This is a genomic window from Streptomyces sp. NPDC048507, from assembly GCF_043199995.1.
In the GTDB taxonomy this organism is placed as follows: Bacteria; Actinomycetota; Actinomycetes; order Streptomycetales; family Streptomycetaceae; genus Streptomyces.
In genome coordinates, this window is sequence record NZ_JBICWZ010000021.1 from 1 (window position 1) to 19223 (window position 19223).

Below are 19223 nucleotides of genomic sequence, written 5' to 3' on the forward strand. Positions count from 1 at the left end.
CTTCGCTGACGCTGTAGTAGTGCACGCCCACCACCCTACTGCCGCGCCGTCCTGACCAGGCCTGCGCCGATCCGCAGGTAGGGGGGACGGCCCGACGAGTCGGCCTGCCCGCCGCGACAAAGGCTCCCACCGGCCGATCCCTGCCCCGAGCATCAACCCGCTTGCAAGCTCCAGCTCAACCACGAGCGCCACCCCGGGCGCGAGCCCCAGCCCGGGCGCGGGCCCGGACGGTACGGCCCGGCCGGGCCGGCGACGCCACAGGCGCAGCGGGAGCGGGCTCGGGGGCTTGAGCCTTCACCCCGCTCCCCGGCCGCCACCAGCTCAGGCCCGCGCGGACCCGCGCGCTGCCCCGCTCGACACAGCGGGGCATTTCGTCTTCCGGCACCGTTCGATGCTGCCCGGCAGACGCGGACGCCAGCCCTGGATCGGTCGATCCGGTCCCAGCCCGACAGCGCCCACCAGACGGCCCGTACCCGGTCCGCGAACGCCCGAACTCCCCGCCATCCAGGTGCGGAAGCCGCACCCGTCACCGCGTACGCCCCGTGCCCTTGGCCACTGCGGCCTGCCGCCGGTGGGCGAGGCACCGCAGCTTCCGCCAGGACCTGCTGGCCGGGGTCCCGGCGAGTGGGGGTGGTGGTGGAGCAGGAGCGGGCCGCCGCCGCGGACACCCCTCTCGCCACGGCCGCACGCTCGGCGCTCTGCGCGCGGGCGGCAGCCTCGGCGACAAGGTCCGGTGCGCCGGGCGCAGCGGCCCGTGCGAGCTCGTCGAGGTCGATGGCCAGGTCCGGCCGTGTGGACGGTGCGGCGGGGGCCGGATCGGCGAGGGCTGTGTAGACCAGGGCGGCCCGGCCGACGTCGCGCAGGGCCGCCGAGCTGTACGTCACCGATGCCCCGGACGCCGATCTGGTGGCCGCGGGAAAGCTGCCGAAGTCTTCGATCGACGCGGAGTTCTACGAGCTGGAGGCCGGCCGCCACGTGCCGCCGGACCGGGTGTGGTCGGCGTGGCTGTGCGGGGACTCGTCACCGAGCGGCGCGAGGTCCTACGGAAGTTCGCCAACGGCATCGACGCGAACAGCCGGCGCGTGCACCGGGCGTTCCTCGCCTCCGTGCGGGTGCTCGGGGAGGGTGTCGACATCACGGGCGAGCGGGACGTGGAGGCCATCTGCTTCGCCGACACCCACGGCTCCCAGGTCGAGATCGTCCAGAACATCAGCCGATCCCTCCGCCTCAACAAGGACGGCTCCACGAAGGTCGCGCGGATCATCGTGCCCGTCTTCCTGGGCCTCGGCGAGGACCCCAAGGACATGGTCGCCTCCGCCTCATATGCCGGCCTGGTCGCCTTGCTCCAGGGCCTGCGTAGTCACGACGAGCACCTGGTCGAGCAGCTCGCCTCCCGCGCCCTCACGAGCGGGAAGCGCAAGCTGCACGTCCGGCGCGACGAGGACGGGCGGATCGTCGGAGCCGGCGGCGGGGAGCGCGAGGACCAGGAGGACGGCGCCGACGCCGCGGCCGAGTCGGCGCTGCTGTACTTCTCCTCGCCCCGGGACGCCGCGACGGTCGCGGCGTCCCTGCGCACTCGGCTCTACCGGTCCGAGTCCCTGGTGCGGCTGGAGGGCTACCAGGCCCTCATCCCGTGGCGGGCCGAGAACGAGATCACTGGCCTGCACGCCGTCCCGTACGACACCGAGACCGAGGTCGGCGTCACCAAGGCGTTCCCGCTGGGACGGTGGGTGCACCAGCAGCGCAAGACCCTGCGCACCGGGGAGCTCGAGGACAGGCGCAAGGAGCTGTACGCCCCGGAGGCCGGGATGGTCTGGGAGCCCGGCGAGGAGGTGTGGGAGAACAAGCTCGCCGTGCTCCGCTCCTACCAGCGGACCACCGGACACCTCGCGCCCCGGCAGGACGCCGTGTGGGGCGAGGACGACGCCATGGTGCCCGTCGGCCAGTTCATGGCCAACCTCCGGTGCAAGGGCGCCAAGAACGGACTCGGGAAGGACGAGGACACCGCGACGACCCCGGGCCGCGCAGCTCGCCGCGATCGACAAGGACTGGAACTGCCCCTGGCCCTTGGACTGGCAGCGCCACTGCCGCGTCCTGGCGGACCTGGTCGACGCCGACGGCCAGCTGCCCGACATCGCCCCCGGCGTGCTGATGGACGGCGACGACATCGGATGGTGGATCCAGCAGCAGAGGCAGCCGGCTACCTGGGCGCGGCTGCTGCCTGAGCAGCAGGCACGGCTGACCGCGCTGGGCGTAGAGCCCGCCCAGGCGCTGCCCCCCTGCCCCCCGGCGGGCGCTCGTGGAGCGAAGGGGGCGGGCAAGGCGCAGCAGGCGTTCCAGCGGGAGCTGGCGGCCCTTGCACAGCGGGTCGAACGGGAAGGTACGGACCGGCCGGTGCCGCGCGCCCACGGCGAAGAGGTCACGGTCGAGGGCGAGGCGGAGCCGGTGGTGGTGAAGCTGGGCGTGTGGGTCTCCAACACCAAGTCCCGGCGCGACAAGCTCACCGCCGACCAGCTCGCCGCGCTCGCGCAGCTGGGGGTGGACTGGGCGTGACAGGTTGCCCGGCTCGTCGTTGAGCGGGAAGGTCAGCGAAGTGGAGGCCCCGGGACGTCGTGACCCCCGGGGCCTCCGTCTTGCCCGCCGGCACGGGACGGCGGTGCAACACGGAGCTGCAACGCGGGCCCCAGACCGGCTGTTGCCCGGTGTTCTCCCAGGTCAGATGTGCAACGTGCTCACGTGTTGCAGAGCTGGTGTTGCACGTCCGAGCGGGGGCGTTGCAGTCGCCGTTGCCGCGTCACCGCTTCGAGTGGCTTGTTCGTCACCGGCCCCGGGGAGCCTTGCCGGGAAGCACGCACCCCTGTGGTCCCCGTCGGCTATACCGGAGCGGGGCCGACGCCCTGCCTGCCGTAGGAGAAGGAGCCCACCGCCTCATGACCGACGCCGCGAACACCCCTCCCGCCACTCGCGCCGCCCGCGTGCTCACCACCATCTTCGTTGTCATCACCGTCGCCTACACGGGCTTAATGACCTTCATCTCGGTACCTGAGCTCACGGACTACATGAGCGGCCGGGACATCGACTTCCCGGTGTTCCTGGCCATCGCGGCCGTGGCCGGCCCCGCCCTGTTCTGGGCCTTCATCGGTCTCGGCATCGGGCTGAACAAGACGGGCTGGGCAGCCGGACTCGCCAGCACCGGCATCCTCGCCACCCTCACCTACGGGTGGCTTCTCGCCTCCTCCAACGGCCTCAGCTTCTCCTACTGGCTGTTCCTCACCCTAATCGTCGCCACCAACCTCGGCGCCTTCTGCGTCATGCCCTACGCCCTCGTCCGCGGCACCATCGGACGACGCTGACCTTCCAGGCCGTCCTGCTGCGCCTCGCCCCTCCGCGCAAGCCACCGCCTAGGACTGCTCACCGCTCTCCGCGTCCCACCTGCCGGCGAACTCCTCCAGGGCGCGGCGCTGCTGCTCCTCGCGGGCGATCTCCCGGGCGAAGCCGTCGCGGTCGATGTAGGGGTCGACGGCGGCGAGGACCAGGCGCTGGAGTTCGTCCGGCTCCAGAGCTTCGACCTCCCACTGGACCGGGTGCTCGATGTCGAAGCCGTGGCGGCGGGCGAAGGCCGGCCACCTCGGGTCGTCGCGCTTGCCCCCTCGGTCGCCGGGAGCCCGTACGCGCGGACCTGTTCGTGGGTGAGCAGCACCCGGGTCACCGAGCTCCAGCAACCCGTGCGCTCTACCCAGTCGCGTTCGATGTCCTCGCCCGAGCACTCGAAGTCGCCCACCACGACAAGGTGGGCTTGGCGTTGTTCGTGGGCGACGCGGGCGCGGACGACGTCGGCGTAGGACTGGGAGCTGAAGCGCGGACGATGAGGACGGGGATACCCGCGAACTCGAGCCAGCCGGTCAACTGCTGCCGCAGGGTGTCCTTCTCCGCAGCGACGTACAGGGCGTGCTCCTGGCCGGCGGTGCGGTCCAGGCGGAACCAGTCGGGCATCTCCCGCACGAAGGCGTCCGCGCTCGGCCAGGCCGGCGGGACATGGACTTCGCGGACGGTGTCGATCAGGTCGGGGAAGCGGCCCACGCGGCGGGCCTGGGCCAGCCGGGCGGACAGGCGGCGGTACATCGGCGGCGTGTGCGGCAGCACGCCCTCGGCGGCCAGGCGGTACATCACCTGCCTGAGCGTGACCTTCAGCGGCGCGTACCCGTCCACGATCTCCCTGGCGCGGTCCACGACGAGGGGCCACCGGATCCGTTCACGAGCCATACCGGTACATGTACCCCAGCGGCGGCGCCGACCCCCGAACACGGGACAGACCTCTTCGTCCGGCTATCGCAGACAATGAGGGGTCGTTTCCCGAAGGGGGCTTGCCCACGGCAACTGACCTGCACGAATGCAAGATCACCAGATTCGGGGGTCCCACTCCCAGTCACACCTGCGGTCCCCCGCTCCAGTCCAGTGACCCGCGCCGCCGGGTCCGGCGATCCGCACCGCCGGGCCCCAAGCTCCGCACCGCCGGAATCCGGCGGGTCGGCCATACTGGCGCACGAAGTCTCAACGGGGAGCGTGCGGCGCATGGGGTGGGGAGTGGACGGCATGAGCCTGCCGGAACGTATCGGCGGGTACGCCATCGAGCGGGAGCTGGGCTCGGGCGGAATGGGCACGGTGTATCTGGCACGGTCCCGTGGCGGACGTACCGTGGCCGTCAAGGTGGCCCGCTCGGAGCTGGCCGCCGACCCGCACTTCCGCGCGCGGTTCCGGGCCGAGGTCGAGGCCGCCCGCAAGGTTGGCGGGTTCCATACCGCGCCGGTCGTCGACGCCGACCCGGACGCGGAGACGCCCTGGCTGGCGACCGCCTACATCGCAGGGCCGACGCTGTCGGAGCTGATCGTCGAGCGCGGGCCGATGGACGAGCCCCAACTGCGGCTACTCGGCGCGGCGTTAGCGGAGGCCCTCCAGGCCATCCACGCCTGCGGCCTGGTCCACCGCGACCTGAAGCCGGGCAACATCATCATGGCCGACGACGGGCCGCGCGTCCTCGACTTCGGCATCGCCCGAGCCCTGGAGTCCTCCCGCCTTACCTCCACCGGAACGGCCTTCGGCACCCCCGGCTTCCTCGCCCCCGAACAGGCCCAGGGCCTGGAAGTGGGCAGCGCAGCCGATGTGTTCGCACTGGGTGCGGTGCTGGTGGCGGCGGCGGGCGGCAGCGCATTCGGGGCGGGCACTCCGATGGGGCTGATGTATCGCTCGGTGCACGAACAGCCGGACCTGTCCGCCCTGCCGCAGGGCATACGCCCTGCGGTCGCCGGATGCCTGGCCAAAAATCCGGCCCAACGGCCCACGCTGGAGGCGCTGTTGGACCTGTTCGCACCGGAGCCGATTCCGGAGCCTGGTCCGGAGCCGGCTCCGTACACACCGACCGTGCCCGCCCCGGCGGTGGCCGTCGCGAATGCCCCGACCGTGGGAGCCGTCCCGCACGCCGAGGCCCAGGAGGCGCTACCGGCACCCGTTCCGCCGGGGAATCCGGGGAAGAAGCGCACCGGGCTGCTCGCCGTCGGCGTCGCGGTCGCCCTGGTCGCGGTCGGCGGCGCGATCTACGGCGCGTACACCCTCACCGGCGACGACTCGGTAGGCCCCTTCCCACCAGCCACGCACAAGCTCGCTGCGAACCTCTCACTGGCGGACGGTGCGTACACACGCACTACGGAGAGCCTCCTGGAGCACGAGATCAAGGGCTCTGGGGGTGCGAAGGACTCGACGTACCTCGCCGCCTCCTATACCGGAGGCGAGAAGGCCCTGTTCCGGGAGATGCACTTCTCCGGCACATACGGCCGGTTCCAGCTCAAGCACCCGAAGCAGTACCGGGAATCCACGCTGAGGTCCATGACCGTGACCGGCAGTGAGACCGTCAACCAGCCGCCCAAGGACATCCGCCCGCCCGGCTCGGACGTCGACTTCACCTGCACGACGGTGACCGGCATGGCGACGCAAACCGTGTGCGCGTGGGTCGACGACAACACCGAGGGCGGCATCGCGTTCACATCGGGCAGCTCGTCGAACCTCGACGACGCGGCGGCGGAAGCCGCCAGGGTCCGGAAGAGCATGCGCGAACCCATCCACTCCTGACGGGTGCAGAGCCGAGCACGCGGCTCGCCACGACCCTGAGCCCGGGCCGCGCGAACGGCGCAGCCCGGGCATACGGAAGTGGCGCAAGGCGCGCCCGCCCAGTGAGCTAGACGCCCCTAGACCTGCAAGGCCCATGGCAACCGCTCACCCGGCGGCAGCGGACGGCCCCGTCCCGAACCGGGGCACGTCCTCCACTGTCACGTCCAGGCGCGGCCGTTGGAAGCGCAGCGGGTGGCGGAAGACGCCGCCGCGGTCCACGGCCCGGTCGGCGCTGACCTCCGCCACCAGGTCCGGTCGGACCAAGACCGGCTCCAGGACGTCACGGGACCCCCACGCTGCGGCGAAACGGGCCCCCGTCCATGAATGTCCGGAGCCGACGGCCGCCAGGTGCTCGGCGACGTGGCGGGCCTGCTCCAGGCGCAGCGGGACGGACCGGCCGACCGTGCGCAGTCGGCCCGCTGTGTCGTGGCGGACCAGGATGAGCAGCTGTGGGCGGGTAAGGGTGCCGGTGATGGCGCCGATGACCGTTTCGGTGGTGTCCCGTCTTCTGACCTTGGTCCACCCGCGGTATCCGGGGAGATACTTCTGGTTCATGCCCTTGCAGACCAGACCTTGTGCACAAGCGGTCATTGTCCGCGCCCGGGGAATCGGTCGGGCTCAGGCCCAGGGGTCCTCGCTCCCAAGGCCGAACGGCTCGTCGTTCAACATCTGCTCAACCGTGCGGTCAAGTCCGTTCCGGGCGACCTGCCTGATCCACGGAACATGGTCCATGGCGCCCGCCAAGGCATCCGTGAGCAGCGGGGCGAGCGTCGTCCGTAGTGTGTTCGTGACGGGTTCGTCCACGAGGCAGAGCCAGCCCAGCGCGGCGGACACTCGGATATCGGCGGGCTGCGTGGGATCGGTCCAGAGGGAGCGGGCCCAGGCGGCGGTGCCGGTGACGGCGTGTTCGCGGCCCAGCTCCGCGGTGGCGAGGACGAGGCTCGCGCGGACGCCTGGAATCGTCTCGATCGTCAGGCGGGTTCGAAGGGCGTCCGTGATGCGCTGTACGGCTCCCGAGGCGGTGGCCAGGGTGTAGCAGGTGTAGGTGCGTACGTCGGGATCCGTATCGTCGAGCAGGGGGAGGAGCAGGCCGACGTCGGCGGTTATCGCGTTGCGTGAGGCTTCGATAGACCAGTGCATCGGGTAGCCGCTGCAATCGGACCGCAGTTCCTTGGTGGCCACGGTGAGAAAGGTGTCACGTGCGGCGTGTCCCCAGTACTCATCTCGCGCCGCCGAGGCGGCCAGGCCGAGTACGCCCGCACGAGAATGCGTCGAAGGAACGGCAGCAATTCGTAGAAGGAACGGCACCGTCAGGGGAGCCACCGAGCCGACGGTACCCTGGTGAACGACGCTGCTCCTCAGCCGATCAAGGGCAAGCCCGGCCGTCTCGGCGTCCTGGGAGCGCAAGGCGGTCAGCCGTTGGGGCACATCGTGACCCGAACCGTAGGCATGGCCGAAGCGGCTCCAAGCCACCTCTTCGAAGAGGTATGCGTCCTTGACATCCTGCGCCATGCCCGAGACCACGCTACGCACGTCGAGGTTCGTGCCCTCGTACAGTTCGAATCCGTGGATCAGTACCGCCTCGTGATCGAAGACCAGACCTTCAGACGTCACGCTTGTCCCCCTGTTGTACCGGCGACCGTAAATTACCCTTGTCGTATCACGCCGCACCGACACCACCGGCGAGCATTCCCGACGCCCGACCGCGGTCAGATGGCCAACCCCAAAGTCTCTCCACAACAGACCCTCCACACCGGACACCTCGGTCCAGGTGGTCAGCCACTCCCGCGCCGTGGCAAGGTCGCGGGTGGCGGGGCAGAGGGTCCAGGGGGCGGTCAGGGCGTGGTCGGTGAACAACTTCTCCAGGACGGTCCTACGGTCCCTGTACGGGACGCGCAGCAACTCGCGGCCGTCCAGCTTTAGAACGTCGAACGCTACGAAGTAGGCGGGCAGCGCCGACGCGAGACCTGCGGCGGTGCGGGCGCCGGCGGCGGCCCGGCGCTGCAACCCATCGAACGACAAGCGGCCCTGCTCCGGCCATCGAGGACCAGGCCCTGCGGCAGCTGCCCGGCGGCGGCCGCGACGATGTCCGGGAACCGGTCCTGCACGAGCGCGCCGCGGCGGGCCTGGAGCAGTACCCGCCCACCCCCGGTGGTGGGGGTGAAGAGCAGGGCGCGGTGCCCGTCAAACTTCTGCTCGTAGGCCACCCCGGCGGCCAGGACGTGCGCGGGCGGGATGCTCTCGGCGGCCTGCGCGAGCATCGGCTCCACCGGTGGTTCGAGCACCACGTCGTCCCGCCTCTGCTCTGTCGGCAGGGCCCGGCCAGGGTGGTGGCTATCCGGGCACCGGCCGGGCCCCGTCCGCGTGGAAGTACCGGCACCTCGCCGTACCGGCACCCCGCACGCACCGTCCCACGCCCCCGCACAGCCGGCCCCGCACCGGCACAGACCGGGTGACACCCTTCACCCCACCAGCCCCGCCACATCCTGCACGTGCGTCAACCCGCAGCCGGGCCGAGCGTGACCAACCGGGACCGGCCGCGTTGACCCCCTGCCGCGCCGGGCGTCCATCCGCAGTCGCGCGGCGCTCCCGGGGGTGGACGCCCTGCCCGGACCGACACCCTCGGGAACACCCCCACCCCGCTGGGTGACCGGCACCCGAAGCCGGTCACCCCGCCGGGGCGTCCCGGACCTCGAACAAGTCCTTCGAGCCAGTCATCTCGAAGAGCCGCGCCAGCTGCCCGGGCCGGACACATCGATCACCACCGGCGGCCCGGCCAGGCACTCCGCGCTCGCGGCCGCCTCCGCCAGCAGGCCCGCCGAGTCCATGTCGAACTCCCCCGCGCACACGATCACGCACACGCCGTCCGCACCGGACACCACCGCCACCCTCGCTTCCACGACCAGCACCCGTTTTTCCACCCGTGAACCCCACTGGTCCACACCTCTAACCCCATCCTGCGCCGTCCCCAGCCCGCCCACACGCAGCCGGATGATCTACGGCGATTCCCCAGGCCCCGTACCAGGGCAGGAGAGCACCGGGCCGACCAGCTGGGAAAGCGGGGCAGCGTGCGAGGCATCACCCCAGCGTCCGGAACACACCCAGCCCGCCGTGCGAGCCCCCACCCCCGAACACCGACACCAGCCCGGGCCCGAGTACGGCCTCCAGGCCGCACGCAGCACTCCCCCGGGCGCGGGTTCCAGCCCGGGCGCGAGTACGAGCGCCAGACCGCACGACTACGAGCGCAAACCCGGCCGCGAGCAGGGACTCCAGCCCGGGTGCAGTGCAGACTCCCGCCCGAACACGGGCCCGGGGGTACGGACTCCAGCCCGAGCACGGACTCCAGCTCCAGACCGGGCACGAGCGCCAGCACGAGCGCGGACTCCAGCCCAAGCACGAGCCCGAGCTCCAGACCAGACGCGAGCCGAACGGACCGCCAACCCACACACCAGCCCCGCCCCCAGCTCGGGTCCGGACCCCAGCCCCGAGCCAAGTGCGGGCTCCAGCCCGGACACGGCCTGCGCGGAGGCAGCCGGAACCGTCGAAGGGGCACGGGAGCCTGGAGCCCGCACCCCGCTCCACCGACCACCTCCAAGCCCGAACCCGACCGCGCACTGACCCCCCATCACCACGGCGCAACCGCAACCCGCCCGACTCCCGCCCGCTCCGCCCGGGCCATCAGCCGGGCGGAGCGGGCCCAGCAGGACTGGGAGATGGACCCCGTACGAGCAACAGGCAGCGGACGTCGGGTAGCAGCCCTGGCCCGACCGGAAGAACGCCGAGCAACCGCGGGCGCGAACCGGACTCGGTGCCGGGCTGGGCCGGGGCCCCTTCCGGAACACACCCAACCCGCCGTGCGAGCCCCCGCCCCGAGCACACCGGCTCCAGCCCGGGCCCGAGTACGAGCTCCAGCCCGGGCACGAGCGCTCCCCCACGGGCTCCAGCCCGGGCATCAACCCGCCGGGTTCCCGCGCCCACGCTCGGGCCCGCGCCCGGGCTGGGGCCCGGGCCGGGCATCAACCCGCTTACGAGCTCCAGCTCAACCACGAGCACCAGCCCGGGCCCGGGCCCGGACGCTGCGGGCGCCCGGCCGGTCCAGCCGCAGCAAGAGCGGGCTCGGAGCGTTGGGCCCTCACCCCGCTCCCCCGGCCGCCGCCAGCTGGGCGCGGGCGCGGACCCGCCCGCGCGCTGATCCCTCGTCACCGCGGCGCAGCCGCAACCCGCCCGACTCCCGCCCGCTCGGCCCGGGCCGTCAGCCGGGCGGGAGCGGGCCCAGCAGGAGTGGAAATGGGGCCCCGTACGGGCAACAGGCGGCGAGCGGGCGGCAGCGGACGGCCCTGGATCGGTCGACAAGGACGCCGAGCAACTGCGGGCCCGGACCGGACTCGGCCGGCTGGGCGGGGCCGGCTGTGTGAGGTCCCGGGATCGGGGGGGGCGGGCCGCCTCGGTGGGCACCCTCTGGCCTCGGCCCCGCGTCCGGCGCTCGGCGCGCGGGCAGCTGCCTCCGCGCAGAGACCGCCCACGCCTAACCCGCCCACTCACACGGCGGCCGACCCCACCACAGGCCAGCTGCCTTGCCACGCCCACACCGAATTCCGCGAACGGCTACCCGACGCAGCCCGGCCTCCGCGCGAGAGCCCCCAGCTCGAACCGCGCGCCGACCACGAGCCCGGTCAGCACAACGCCCCACGCCAGACCCCCACCGCACCCGCCCCCGGCGCACCACCCGCCAGCCCACCGGCAGAGCGCGAGCCCCAGCTCCGCCAGACCCCACCCGAGTACGAGCTCCCTCCCGGGCGCGAGCTCCAGCCCGCGCAGTAACTCCAGCTCGCGTCAGCACGGGCAGCAGAGCGTTTCTTCGCGGGCGCGGGGGCCTGAGCCCTCACCCCGCTGCCCGGCCGGCACCAGCCCAAGCCCGACCACGCACTGACCCCTTATCACTGCGGCGCAGCCACCCGCCCGGCTACGGCAGCACGGCCGAACTGCAACACACCCGCTCCGCCTGGCCGGCAGCCGGACCGAGCGGGCCCAGCGGGTCACAGCGCGTCCCTCTGCTCACCAGTCGATCTCTCCGTCCTCGTCTACGGAGGGATGGGCGACCGAGTCGAGGCGGTCGGTCCGATCGTGGTGTTCCATGGCGTCGGCCACCTCGTGGAGCCAGGTTCCAAGGCTCGGCCACCCCAGGAAGTAGGCATGGTCGTCGTGCGGGGCGCGACCGAGATGGTCCTGCCACAAGCCCGGGCCCGCGTCGACGAAGTGCTCATCGCCATCACCGCCTGCGAAGGGAATCCACTCCCTTCCCCACCACGGAGTCTCCTGCTCGTCCGGGTCGTCCTCGCCCTCCCAGGTCCTCATACGCCTTTGTCTCACGTCGGCGATTGCGTCCGTGGAATACAGCGGGCCGCACGGCAGAATGCCAAGACAGGACGAATCCCCGTTGTGGCACAGGAGCGATGCGCGCAGGTCGGTGGGAAGACGTATGCCCAACGCGACTTCGAGTTGGGCGATGGCCTGGGGCGAAGCCGGAGGAGCAAGCTCTGCGAGTCGAGCGGGCGCATGCCGGGCCAGCCATGCGTCGATGCGCTGCCAGGAGGCGGCGACGGGCGGAATCACGGGCGTGATGCCGATCAGAGGCGGTTCGATCATGAGCTGTAGCATCTCAGCCCGAGACCAGCCGCAGGCTCAGAGGTGCAGGTCAAGGGGCGCGCTGTGCCTGGGCAGACTGGTAGGTAAAGAACAGAACAGGCTTAGCGCGGGGCGGAAACGTCCGGCCGCCGGTCGCGGCCTGCCCGCCCACACGCACGGCGAGCACCAGGGCCCCGCGACATCCCCGGCCATGCGCCACCGCGCCACCTTCACAAACCGCTCCGCGAGCGTGTGACCTCGTTCAGGGGGAGGGTGTTTCAGTCTGTCTCGGAGGGGGTGTCCTCAGGGGACTCCTCAGCAGCGGCTACCTGCCCGCGAAGGGCGGCGACCTCCTGGAGGTAATCCGCGCCGATCTCCCGCAGCTTCTCCTCCGTCTCCCACACCTTCCCGTGCACCCTCATACACACCCCCCGAACCCCAGGCCAAAGGTGAACACCCCGGCGGCCCCATCATCCCTCCCAGCCACAAACCCAGCCAAGACCACAACCCAACCGGCCCGAAACCTCCACCAATCCGGCCGAGAAGCCGCTAGAAACCGCCGCCGGGCACCTGGGCGCGCCGGCAGACGACCTTCCGGAACACACCCAGCCCGCGCGAACCCCCACCCCCCGAGCACCGGCTCAAGCCCGGGCCCGAGTACGAGCTCCAGGCCGGGCACGGACTCCTACCCGAGCTGGGCTGAATCAACGAGGCCGCCGCGGCTGCCTCGCCGCGGCCACCATCGGGTCCTGGGCCCGATAGAAGTCAGCGAGGCCCATGCCGACCGGGTACTTGCCCCGCCGCTGCCGGGCGGCAGGCCCGCCACCACCGTACGGCCCCCGGCGTGGAACTCGACCTTGCACCTTCCAAGCACGCACGTGCCGACCGTATGCATCCCCCAGCGGCATGGAGGGTAAGCCCGATGACGTCAGAGAATGCGTATGCTGCGCCCATCGTGAAACTGTGCGCGGCATACACGGTCATTACCTGACCTTGTGCCCCAGCAGCACTGGGGCACAAGGTCAGGGCGTCTGCTCCAGACCGTCCGTACGTCGATCCAGAGCCCTATTCATCACACTCCCAGGGGTCGACACCCGATTCGTACAATGCCTTCTCGTCACGGAAGTTTAGAAACCGGGCCTCTCCCCACCCGAGCAGCGATTCATCCGAGAGCGGCGAATCGAGCAGGTCACCACTCAGGACCTGGGCGAGGAATCCGGACATTCCGCAGTGGTGTACGGACCACATCAAACTGGCGCGGCTGAATACCGCGACGGGCCACGCATCAGGGTCCGGATCCTCCGCGAACCAGCACAGCGTGTCCGCCCCCACGGTGTCACCCCAGATCAGCATCTTCGCCAGCGGGTAGCGCTGGGCGAGTTGGGGCGAACTCCATCCGTCATTGCGGTCCGCCTCGACGATGACAGGCCGATTGAACCTCGAGACCGAATTCTGCGGATGCTCATCCGGGCACGGGGCAAGAACCACGAGCTGGTCTTCGATCGATCCGCCGCCGACCTGTTCAATGAACTCCCGAAAGTCGCTGGGGAACGCTGTTCCGTAAGCGCGCGAGACTGATTCCCAGTCGACGGTCTCGCCTACGGTCTCGCCGATAGGGCTAAGCAGGCTTCTGATCTCTGGCATCCATGAGATGTATCTCGATGATTCACTCACAGTTACCTCAACGGTCCTTCCGGGGCTCGGCGTCCGAGGTTGTGCCATTTACCGTCATTGACGCTCTTGATGACGTTCGGAACGTTCTTTTCAAAGAACAGTATGGCGCTGCCGTCCTGCGTGTAGCCGGTCGCCTGCATTCGATAGGCGTACGGTACAACCTTGGACCCCATGTACAGCGGCGTCACCTTGTAACTCACCACCTGGCCTGAGCAGACCGCAGCGAGCACCTGCGTCTCGTAGTCCGCCATGTTGCCCACCGGATGTCTCTCAGAGGGCGGTTCGTGAGTTTTTGTGTGTCTCTGTCATCGCCTGAAGGCGTGGGTGCGCGGCGGAACCCGCCGGTCCGCAGGCGCTCACCTGCTGGTGTGATGATGTTCCCAACCGGTTCCCATGCGAGGCCACGACTGGCTGGACTACGAAGATGAGAGAGACCATGACCGCCCTCGAGCGACTTCGACACCTCATGCAGCCGACGAGTATGGGGCTCTTCATCGACTGGGACGATATCGCGACGGCGTACGGCACCCGATTCCCGTCCGATTACAAGGACTTCCTGTCCGTCTACGGCAGCGGTGAAGTTGACGGAATGCTGTCCGTCTTCGCTCCGAGCACGGATCCTCATCTTCCTTCGCGTCACACCTCAAGGCTTCCGCCGGATGTTCTCGACCTACCGGAGGTTGACGAGTGGAACGACCTGCTGCACGCCGAGCTCTATGGCCCGGCGGACATCATGGTCTGGGGGGAGACAGTCGAAGCGGACGTACTAGGCTGGATCACGAGCAGCGACGAACCCGGCACGTGGCCTGTGGCTGTCTATACGCACGGAGGTGAGTGGACAGTCTACGACTGCACCATGACGGAATTCCTGCTGCAGCTCCTCACTGGAGAATTCGACGGGAACCCGACAGGGACGCGTCTGTTCGGAAAGGGCGGCGCGGAGTTCACCACCGACTGACAGGTCAGGGCGCCGGAGTAGGGCAGTGTCTCCAGTGCCCCTCAGCGGGCGGTTCGTGACTTTCGAGTGGCTCTGTCGTCGCCTGATGGTGTGGGTGAGTGACGGAATCGGCAGGTCCGCAGGCGCTCGTCTGCTGGTGTGCTGATGTGAGTGAACGAATGCCCTACCCCAGCGACTTATCCGAGGCGCAGTGGGCTCTGATCGAGCCGGTGATCACGGCGTGGAAGGACCGGCACCGCTCGGTCAGCGGCCATCAGGGCACCTACGCCATGCGGGAGATCGTGAACGCGATCCTCTACCAGGGTCGGACCGGCTGCCAGTGGGCCTACCTCCCGCACGACCTGCCGCCGAAGAGCGCGACGTACTACTACTTTGCGGCCTGGCGGGACGACGGAACGGACCAGGTCATTCACGAACTCCTGCGCTGCCAGGTCCGTGGGAAGGCCGGTCGAGTAGAGGACCCGACCCTGGTGGTCCTGGACACCCAGAGTGTCCACGCTGCCGCCGGGGTCCCCGCCTCCACGACCGGCCGGGATCCGGCGAAGAGGGTCCCAGGCCGCAAGCGCGGACTGGCCGTGGACGTGCTCGGCCTGGTCATCGCGGTGGTCGTTCTCGCCGCGAGCGCGCACGACAACACCGCGGGCGTCGCTTTGCTGGACCAGGTCGCCGACCACACCGACGGAACCGTCGAGAAGGCCCTGGCCGACCAGGGCTTCAAGAACCAGGTCACCGCGCACGGAGCAGGCCTGGGCATCGACGTCGAGACCGTTCAACGCAATCCACAGGAGAAGGGGTTCGTTCCGCAGACGAAGCGGTGGAAGGTCGAGCAGACCTACGGGATCCTGATATTGCACCGGCGTCTGGTCCGCGACTACGAGCACCACCCGGCCTCGTCCGCCTCCCGGGTCTACTGGGCCATGACCCAGGTCATGGCCCGCCGCCTTACCGGCGGGAACACGCCCACATGGCGCGAGCGGCAGGCGGTGAGCGCGTGAACCTCCAGCACCTGCTCGACGCGCTCGACATCCATGAGAACGCCGCCCGGGGCCTGGCCGACGACCTCCGCACTCGCATCGGCGAACTACACGCCCGGTTGCGGGAGGCCGAGACCCACCTCGAACACCTCGCGATCACACGGAGAACCGTCACCGGCCTTGCCGACCGGCTCCCGGCCGCCCCGCCAGACATGCCCGAGCACCCGGACTATCCCCGCATCCTGGGCGTCTTCAACGACGCGACCGGCCCCCTGCGGGCCCGGGACGTCTGCGAAGCCCTGGACCACGAACTGCTGCCGAAGAACATCGAGGGCACCCGCGCCGAACTGAAACGCCTGGTCAAGCTCGACATCCTCACCGAAGTCGACACCGGCAGCTTCGCCAGGAAGCAGTAACCGGCCGAGCACCGTGACTAGCAGCCCTGCCCCATCCCACACGGAAACGGACATCAGCTTACGAACCGCCCTCTCAGCACCTGCGATGTTGGGTGTGGAGTTGGCAGTCCGGGAGCAGGTCGAGATGTTCCGGTAGTCGAGCCCGTCGCCGCTGGGCAGTGGCTCACCAACGTGCGCCGGCCGGGCGGGCTCGGGAAGGATCCCGTACGCGCCGAGCGGCGGGCCGCGGAACTGGCCGCCATCGACCCGGACTGGAACCCCGCCGCGTACGGGGCGACGGTGGACTGGCAGCGGCAGTACGCCTACCTCGCCCAGTTCCTCGACGACGGCGCGCTTCTCCCCGCGATCCTGCCCGGGGTCACCCGGCACGGCGAGGACGTCGGCCGGTGGCTGCCCGCGCAGCGCCGGCACTTCGGCCGGCTGAACGCCGAGCAGCAGCGGCTTGCGCGGCTCGGCGTGACTGCTGCTGCAGAGCCGCGTACGACGGCCGCCAGGGCGACCGCGACCACCGGGCGGAGCGCGGCGGCGCTCCAGACCGAGCTGGACGCGCTCGCCCAGTACCTGGAGGCGGAAGGCCGGATGCCCAGCCTCAGCGTGGTGCAGACCCTGCCCGACGGCAGCATCCACCGCACCGGCGTATGGCTCACGAACCAACGGGGCCGCCGTGACCGGCTCGACGCCGAGCAGCTCGCCGCGCTCGGCGAACTCGGGTTGGGCTGGGCGCGGTAGGGCGGGGCTGTGACCCGAGCCCGGGACGGCCGGGCCCGGGCGGCCGCCGCTCGTTGGAGGCGAGCAGGTTCCCTGCTACAGCACGGCGGCCACCCCGACACTGACCAGGTACCCCGCTTCCCCGACCCCATCCCTTATCTGCCCATACGGGTGTCTGCGCGAGGCAGCCGCTCCGGCGTCGGGGACGCGGACATGCCTGTGGCCCGCCCCGGGAACGGGACGGGCCACCGGCGTGCAGCGCGGGCTGCCGGGCTACCAGCGGTACCAGCGGCCGCTACTGCTCTTGGGTTTGGCCACGAAGCCGATGAGCCACAGGACCAGCACCGCGATCGCGACCCACCAGAGGATCTTCACCGCGAAACCGGCACCGAAAAGGATCAGAGCGAGCAGAAGAACGAGAAGCAGGGGAACCATAGTTATCAACCTCCGAAGCAGCAGTTGCCCGGCCGTTCGGAACCCATGCGCATGATCTTTATTTGTTTCTTATCGGTGCAGGCGGGCATACGTGCGCGCCCGGCTCCTCACCAGCTCTCGAACTCGTCGCGGACACGAAGGGGGTTTGCGCCCGGGGATCGGGAGCAGGCGGGTCGTTACGACCAACCCGGTACCAACGCGAGGAGGTCCCCATGTCGGGCACCGAGAAGACCAAGGCGCAGGCCGAGCAGGCCAAGGGCAAGGCCAAGGAGACCCTGGGCCGTGCGGTCGGCAACGAGCGGATGACCGCCGAGGGCCACGCCGACCAGGCCAAGGGCAACGCCCGCCAGGCCAAGGAAGACATCAAGGACACCTTCCGCCACTGAACCACACCCCGTGCCGCGGCCCTGACCCGCGGCACCCGCTGGGCCCCGACCCCCTCCCCCCGGGTCGGGGCCCAGCCCTGTGTCCCGGCCCGCGGCCGGGGGGGGCAGGACCCTACCGGCCAGCCGCCGTAGCGAGCCGGCAGGCTCTGGACCGCGTCCGCCGACCCTCCCAGTCCCGCATCCACCGCCCCGGGTTCCTTCGTGAGGCGGGGCGTGGTCGGTGCACCAGCACGGGGGCGGAAACCTCCGGCCGCCGGCCGCACCCGATGGAGCCCTTGCGCGTGGCGGTGGGGAGGGACTGTCCGCCGGGATGGCCGGATTATCACGCAATGCGTGGTGTGTGCCCGTTATGGGGGTAGGGGCTGAGGGATCCGTCCTGCTCCGGGCTGGTGTTGCCCGGCCTGTCGGGTGGGCCGGCCCTGTCGAGAGGCGTTCCCCGGCCAGGTACGGGGCCGGTGGCAGCCACGAAGGAGTGGTCATGAAAGCGGCCGTGTACGAGGGTCCCCGGACGGTGTCGGTGAAGGACGTCCCGGACGCAGCGATCGAGCACCCCTGCGACATCATCGTCAAGATCACCACGACGAACATCTGCGGTTCCGATCTCCACATGTACGAGGGCAGGACCTCCTTCGAGACCGGCCGGGCCATGGGGCACGAGAACCTCGGTGAGGTCGTCGAGGTCGGTCCGGCCGTCAGCAAGGTGAAGGTCGGCGACTGGGTGGTGCTGCCGTTCAACATCGCCTGCGGGTTCTGCAAGCAGTGCGAGCAGGGCCTGACGAACTACTGCCTGACCATGCAGCCCAAGGCGGACATGGCGGGCGCCGCGTACGGGTTCGCCGAGATGGGGCCCTACCAGGGCGGGCAGGCCGAGCTGCTGCGCGTCCCCTACGGCGACTTCAACGCGCTGCGACTGGGTGAGGACGCAGCCGAGCGGCAGCTTGACTACGTGATGCTCGCCGACATCTTCCCCACCGGCTACCACGCCACCGAGATGGCCGGGGTCAAGCCGGGCGACCAGACCCTGGTGTACGGGGCCGGCCCCGTCGGGCTCATGGCGGCCTACTCCGCTGTGCTCAAGGGCGCCGGACGGGTGTGGGTGGCCGACCACCAGGGCGACCGCCTGCGTCTCGCCGAGCAGATCGGTGCGATCCCGATCAACACGGCCGAACAGGATCCTGCCGAGGTGGTCAAGGAGGCCACATTGGGGCTGGGCGCGGACAACGGCTGCGAATGCGTCGGCTACCAGGCCCACGACCCTCAAGGCCAAGAGGACGCTGCCTTGACCATGAACGGGCTCATCGACGCGGTCCGCTTCACCGGTGGCCTCGGTGTCGTCGGTGTGTTCATCCCCGAGGACCCAGGAGCGAAGGAGACGCAAGGGGCACTCGAAGCCCAGGGGAAGATCCCCATCGACTTCGGAATGCTCTGGTTCAAGGGCCAGCGCATGGGCACCGGCCAGGCACCGGTCAAGCGCTACAACCGGGCGCTGCGCGACCTCATCGCCGGAGGCAGGGCCGAACCGGGCTTCCTCGTGTCCCACGAGCTCACCCTCGACGAGGCACCGGCCGCCTACGAGCACTTCGACAACCGGGACGACGGCTGGACCAAGGTCGTCCTGCACCCCGACCGCCGCAACGGCCGCAGTTCCGCGAAGAAGCACGCCGGCCGCGGCAACGCCGAACCGAGCCTGCAGGAGCTGAAGCAAGCCGCCCGCGACCGGGACGTCCCCGGCCGCTCCCACATGACCAAGCAGCAGCTGAAGCAAGCCCTCGCCTGAATGCCACCACAAAGGCCCCGCCTGCCGCGGCCGGTCAGGAGGGCGGGTGGGCGGCGTACTGCAGCCGTCGGGCCAGGTGGGCGCCCGGGTCTGCTCTCTGTTCGAGGC

18 protein-coding genes and 1 pseudogene are annotated in these 19223 nt (G+C 70.3%); 9 read left to right on the forward strand and 10 right to left on the reverse strand.

Annotated features, from left to right (window positions below; all coding sequences use genetic code 11):
* Nucleotides 1-861: 861 nt before the first annotated feature.
* Nucleotides 862-2553: pseudogene (locus ACGFXC_RS33495) on the forward strand (Helicase associated domain protein); the annotation flags it as partial.
* Nucleotides 2554-2930: 377 nt separating this feature from the next.
* Nucleotides 2931-3353, forward strand: coding sequence for a hypothetical protein (locus tag ACGFXC_RS33500; protein ID WP_393718664.1), 423 nt, complete (start codon nt 2931-2933; stop codon nt 3351-3353).
* Between the two features lie 48 nt (nt 3354-3401).
* Here ACGFXC_RS33500 and ACGFXC_RS33505 read toward each other — a convergent pair whose 3' ends face one another.
* Nucleotides 3402-3722 carry a hypothetical protein gene (locus tag ACGFXC_RS33505; protein ID WP_393718665.1) on the reverse strand — a complete coding sequence of 107 codons (321 nt, stop codon included), beginning with the start codon at nt 3720-3722 and terminating at the stop codon, nt 3402-3404.
* Between the two features lie 10 nt (nt 3723-3732).
* Nucleotides 3733-4263: a hypothetical protein gene (locus tag ACGFXC_RS33510; protein WP_393718666.1), complete on the reverse strand. Its 531-nt coding sequence runs from the start codon at nt 4261-4263 to the stop codon at nt 3733-3735.
* Nucleotides 4264-4593: 330 nt separating this feature from the next.
* Between ACGFXC_RS33510 and ACGFXC_RS33515 the strand changes: the two genes are divergently transcribed.
* Entirely contained in the window at nt 4594-6123 is a 1530-nt protein-coding gene (locus tag ACGFXC_RS33515; protein ID WP_393718667.1) for a serine/threonine-protein kinase, read from the forward strand.
* Between the two features lie 144 nt (nt 6124-6267).
* Here the strand turns inward: ACGFXC_RS33515 and ACGFXC_RS33520 are convergent, their stop codons facing one another.
* From ACGFXC_RS33520 to ACGFXC_RS33550, 7 genes are all read right to left on the reverse strand, one after another.
* Complete coding sequence (locus tag ACGFXC_RS33520; protein ID WP_393718668.1) at nt 6268-6717, reverse strand: hypothetical protein; 450 nt, start codon at nt 6715-6717, stop codon at nt 6268-6270.
* Between the two features lie 63 nt (nt 6718-6780).
* A complete protein-coding gene (locus tag ACGFXC_RS33525; RefSeq protein WP_393718669.1) occupies nt 6781-8184 on the reverse strand; it encodes a hypothetical protein in 1404 nt (467 codons plus the stop codon).
* Nucleotides 8097-8450, reverse strand: coding sequence for a hypothetical protein (locus ACGFXC_RS33530; RefSeq protein WP_393718670.1), 354 nt, complete (start codon nt 8448-8450; stop codon nt 8097-8099). The genes ACGFXC_RS33525 and ACGFXC_RS33530 overlap by 88 nt, the downstream gene beginning before the upstream one ends.
* Before the next feature lie 426 nt (nt 8451-8876).
* Complete coding sequence (locus ACGFXC_RS33535) at nt 8877-9062, reverse strand: hypothetical protein (RefSeq protein ID WP_393718671.1); 186 nt, start codon at nt 9060-9062, stop codon at nt 8877-8879.
* A gap of 2155 nt (nt 9063-11217) precedes the next feature.
* Nucleotides 11218-11808: an SMI1/KNR4 family protein gene (locus ACGFXC_RS33540; RefSeq protein WP_393718672.1), complete on the reverse strand. Its 591-nt coding sequence runs from the start codon at nt 11806-11808 to the stop codon at nt 11218-11220.
* A 1044-nt stretch (nt 11809-12852) separates the two neighbouring features.
* Nucleotides 12853-13431, reverse strand: coding sequence for a hypothetical protein (locus ACGFXC_RS33545; protein WP_393718673.1), 579 nt, complete (start codon nt 13429-13431; stop codon nt 12853-12855).
* A 32-nt stretch (nt 13432-13463) separates the two neighbouring features.
* Nucleotides 13464-13712, reverse strand: a complete 249-nt coding sequence (locus tag ACGFXC_RS33550; protein ID WP_393718674.1) for a hypothetical protein — start codon at nt 13710-13712, stop codon at nt 13464-13466.
* A gap of 185 nt (nt 13713-13897) precedes the next feature.
* On the opposite strand from ACGFXC_RS33550, the gene ACGFXC_RS33555 reads away from it, so the two are divergent.
* From ACGFXC_RS33555 to ACGFXC_RS33570, 4 genes are all read left to right on the forward strand, one after another.
* A complete protein-coding gene (locus ACGFXC_RS33555) occupies nt 13898-14419 on the forward strand; it encodes an SMI1/KNR4 family protein (protein WP_393718675.1) in 522 nt (173 codons plus the stop codon).
* Nucleotides 14420-14565: 146 nt separating this feature from the next.
* Nucleotides 14566-15414 (forward strand): IS5 family transposase, encoded by an 849-nt coding sequence (locus ACGFXC_RS33560; protein ID WP_393718676.1) that lies wholly within the window; start codon nt 14566-14568, stop codon nt 15412-15414.
* Entirely contained in the window at nt 15411-15809 is a 399-nt protein-coding gene (locus ACGFXC_RS33565) for a hypothetical protein (RefSeq protein WP_393718677.1), read from the forward strand. Before ACGFXC_RS33560 ends, ACGFXC_RS33565 begins: the two co-directional genes overlap by 4 nt.
* Before the next feature lie 171 nt (nt 15810-15980).
* Nucleotides 15981-16538, forward strand: coding sequence for a helicase associated domain-containing protein (locus ACGFXC_RS33570; protein ID WP_393718678.1), 558 nt, complete (start codon nt 15981-15983; stop codon nt 16536-16538).
* Between the two features lie 252 nt (nt 16539-16790).
* Here the strand turns inward: ACGFXC_RS33570 and ACGFXC_RS33575 are convergent, their stop codons facing one another.
* Nucleotides 16791-16952: a hydrophobic protein gene (locus ACGFXC_RS33575; RefSeq protein ID WP_393718679.1), complete on the reverse strand. Its 162-nt coding sequence runs from the start codon at nt 16950-16952 to the stop codon at nt 16791-16793.
* 212 nt (nt 16953-17164) lie between these two features.
* Here ACGFXC_RS33575 and ACGFXC_RS33580 point away from each other — a divergent pair, with 212 nt between their 5' ends.
* Nucleotides 17165-17338 carry a CsbD family protein gene (locus tag ACGFXC_RS33580; RefSeq protein ID WP_393718680.1) on the forward strand — a complete coding sequence of 58 codons (174 nt, stop codon included), beginning with the start codon at nt 17165-17167 and terminating at the stop codon, nt 17336-17338.
* Between the two features lie 478 nt (nt 17339-17816).
* A complete protein-coding gene (locus tag ACGFXC_RS33585) occupies nt 17817-19115 on the forward strand; it encodes a glutathione-independent formaldehyde dehydrogenase (protein ID WP_393718681.1) in 1299 nt (432 codons plus the stop codon).
* Nucleotides 19116-19223: the final 108 nt, after the last annotated feature.

Bases quoted from the DNA above. Each gene is read 5' to 3' on its own strand.
- ACGFXC_RS33500 (WP_393718664.1), top strand. From the start codon at position 2,931: ATGACCGACGCCGCGAACACCCCTCCCGCCACTCGCGCCGCCCGCGTG.
- ACGFXC_RS33510 (WP_393718666.1), bottom strand. From the start codon at position 4,263: ATGGCTCGTGAACGGATCCGGTGGCCCCTCGTCGTGGACCGCGCCAGG.
- ACGFXC_RS33515 (WP_393718667.1), top strand. From the start codon at position 4,594: ATGAGCCTGCCGGAACGTATCGGCGGGTACGCCATCGAGCGGGAGCTG.
- ACGFXC_RS33520 (WP_393718668.1), bottom strand. From the start codon at position 6,717: ATGAACCAGAAGTATCTCCCCGGATACCGCGGGTGGACCAAGGTCAGA.
- ACGFXC_RS33540 (WP_393718672.1), bottom strand. From the start codon at position 11,808: ATGATCGAACCGCCTCTGATCGGCATCACGCCCGTGATTCCGCCCGTC.
- ACGFXC_RS33545 (WP_393718673.1), bottom strand. From the start codon at position 13,431: ATGCCAGAGATCAGAAGCCTGCTTAGCCCTATCGGCGAGACCGTAGGC.
- ACGFXC_RS33550 (WP_393718674.1), bottom strand. From the start codon at position 13,712: ATGGCGGACTACGAGACGCAGGTGCTCGCTGCGGTCTGCTCAGGCCAG.
- ACGFXC_RS33555 (WP_393718675.1), top strand. From the start codon at position 13,898: ATGACCGCCCTCGAGCGACTTCGACACCTCATGCAGCCGACGAGTATG.
- ACGFXC_RS33575 (WP_393718679.1), bottom strand. From the start codon at position 16,952: ATGGTTCCCCTGCTTCTCGTTCTTCTGCTCGCTCTGATCCTTTTCGGT.
- ACGFXC_RS33580 (WP_393718680.1), top strand. From the start codon at position 17,165: ATGTCGGGCACCGAGAAGACCAAGGCGCAGGCCGAGCAGGCCAAGGGC.
- ACGFXC_RS33585 (WP_393718681.1), top strand. From the start codon at position 17,817: ATGAAAGCGGCCGTGTACGAGGGTCCCCGGACGGTGTCGGTGAAGGAC.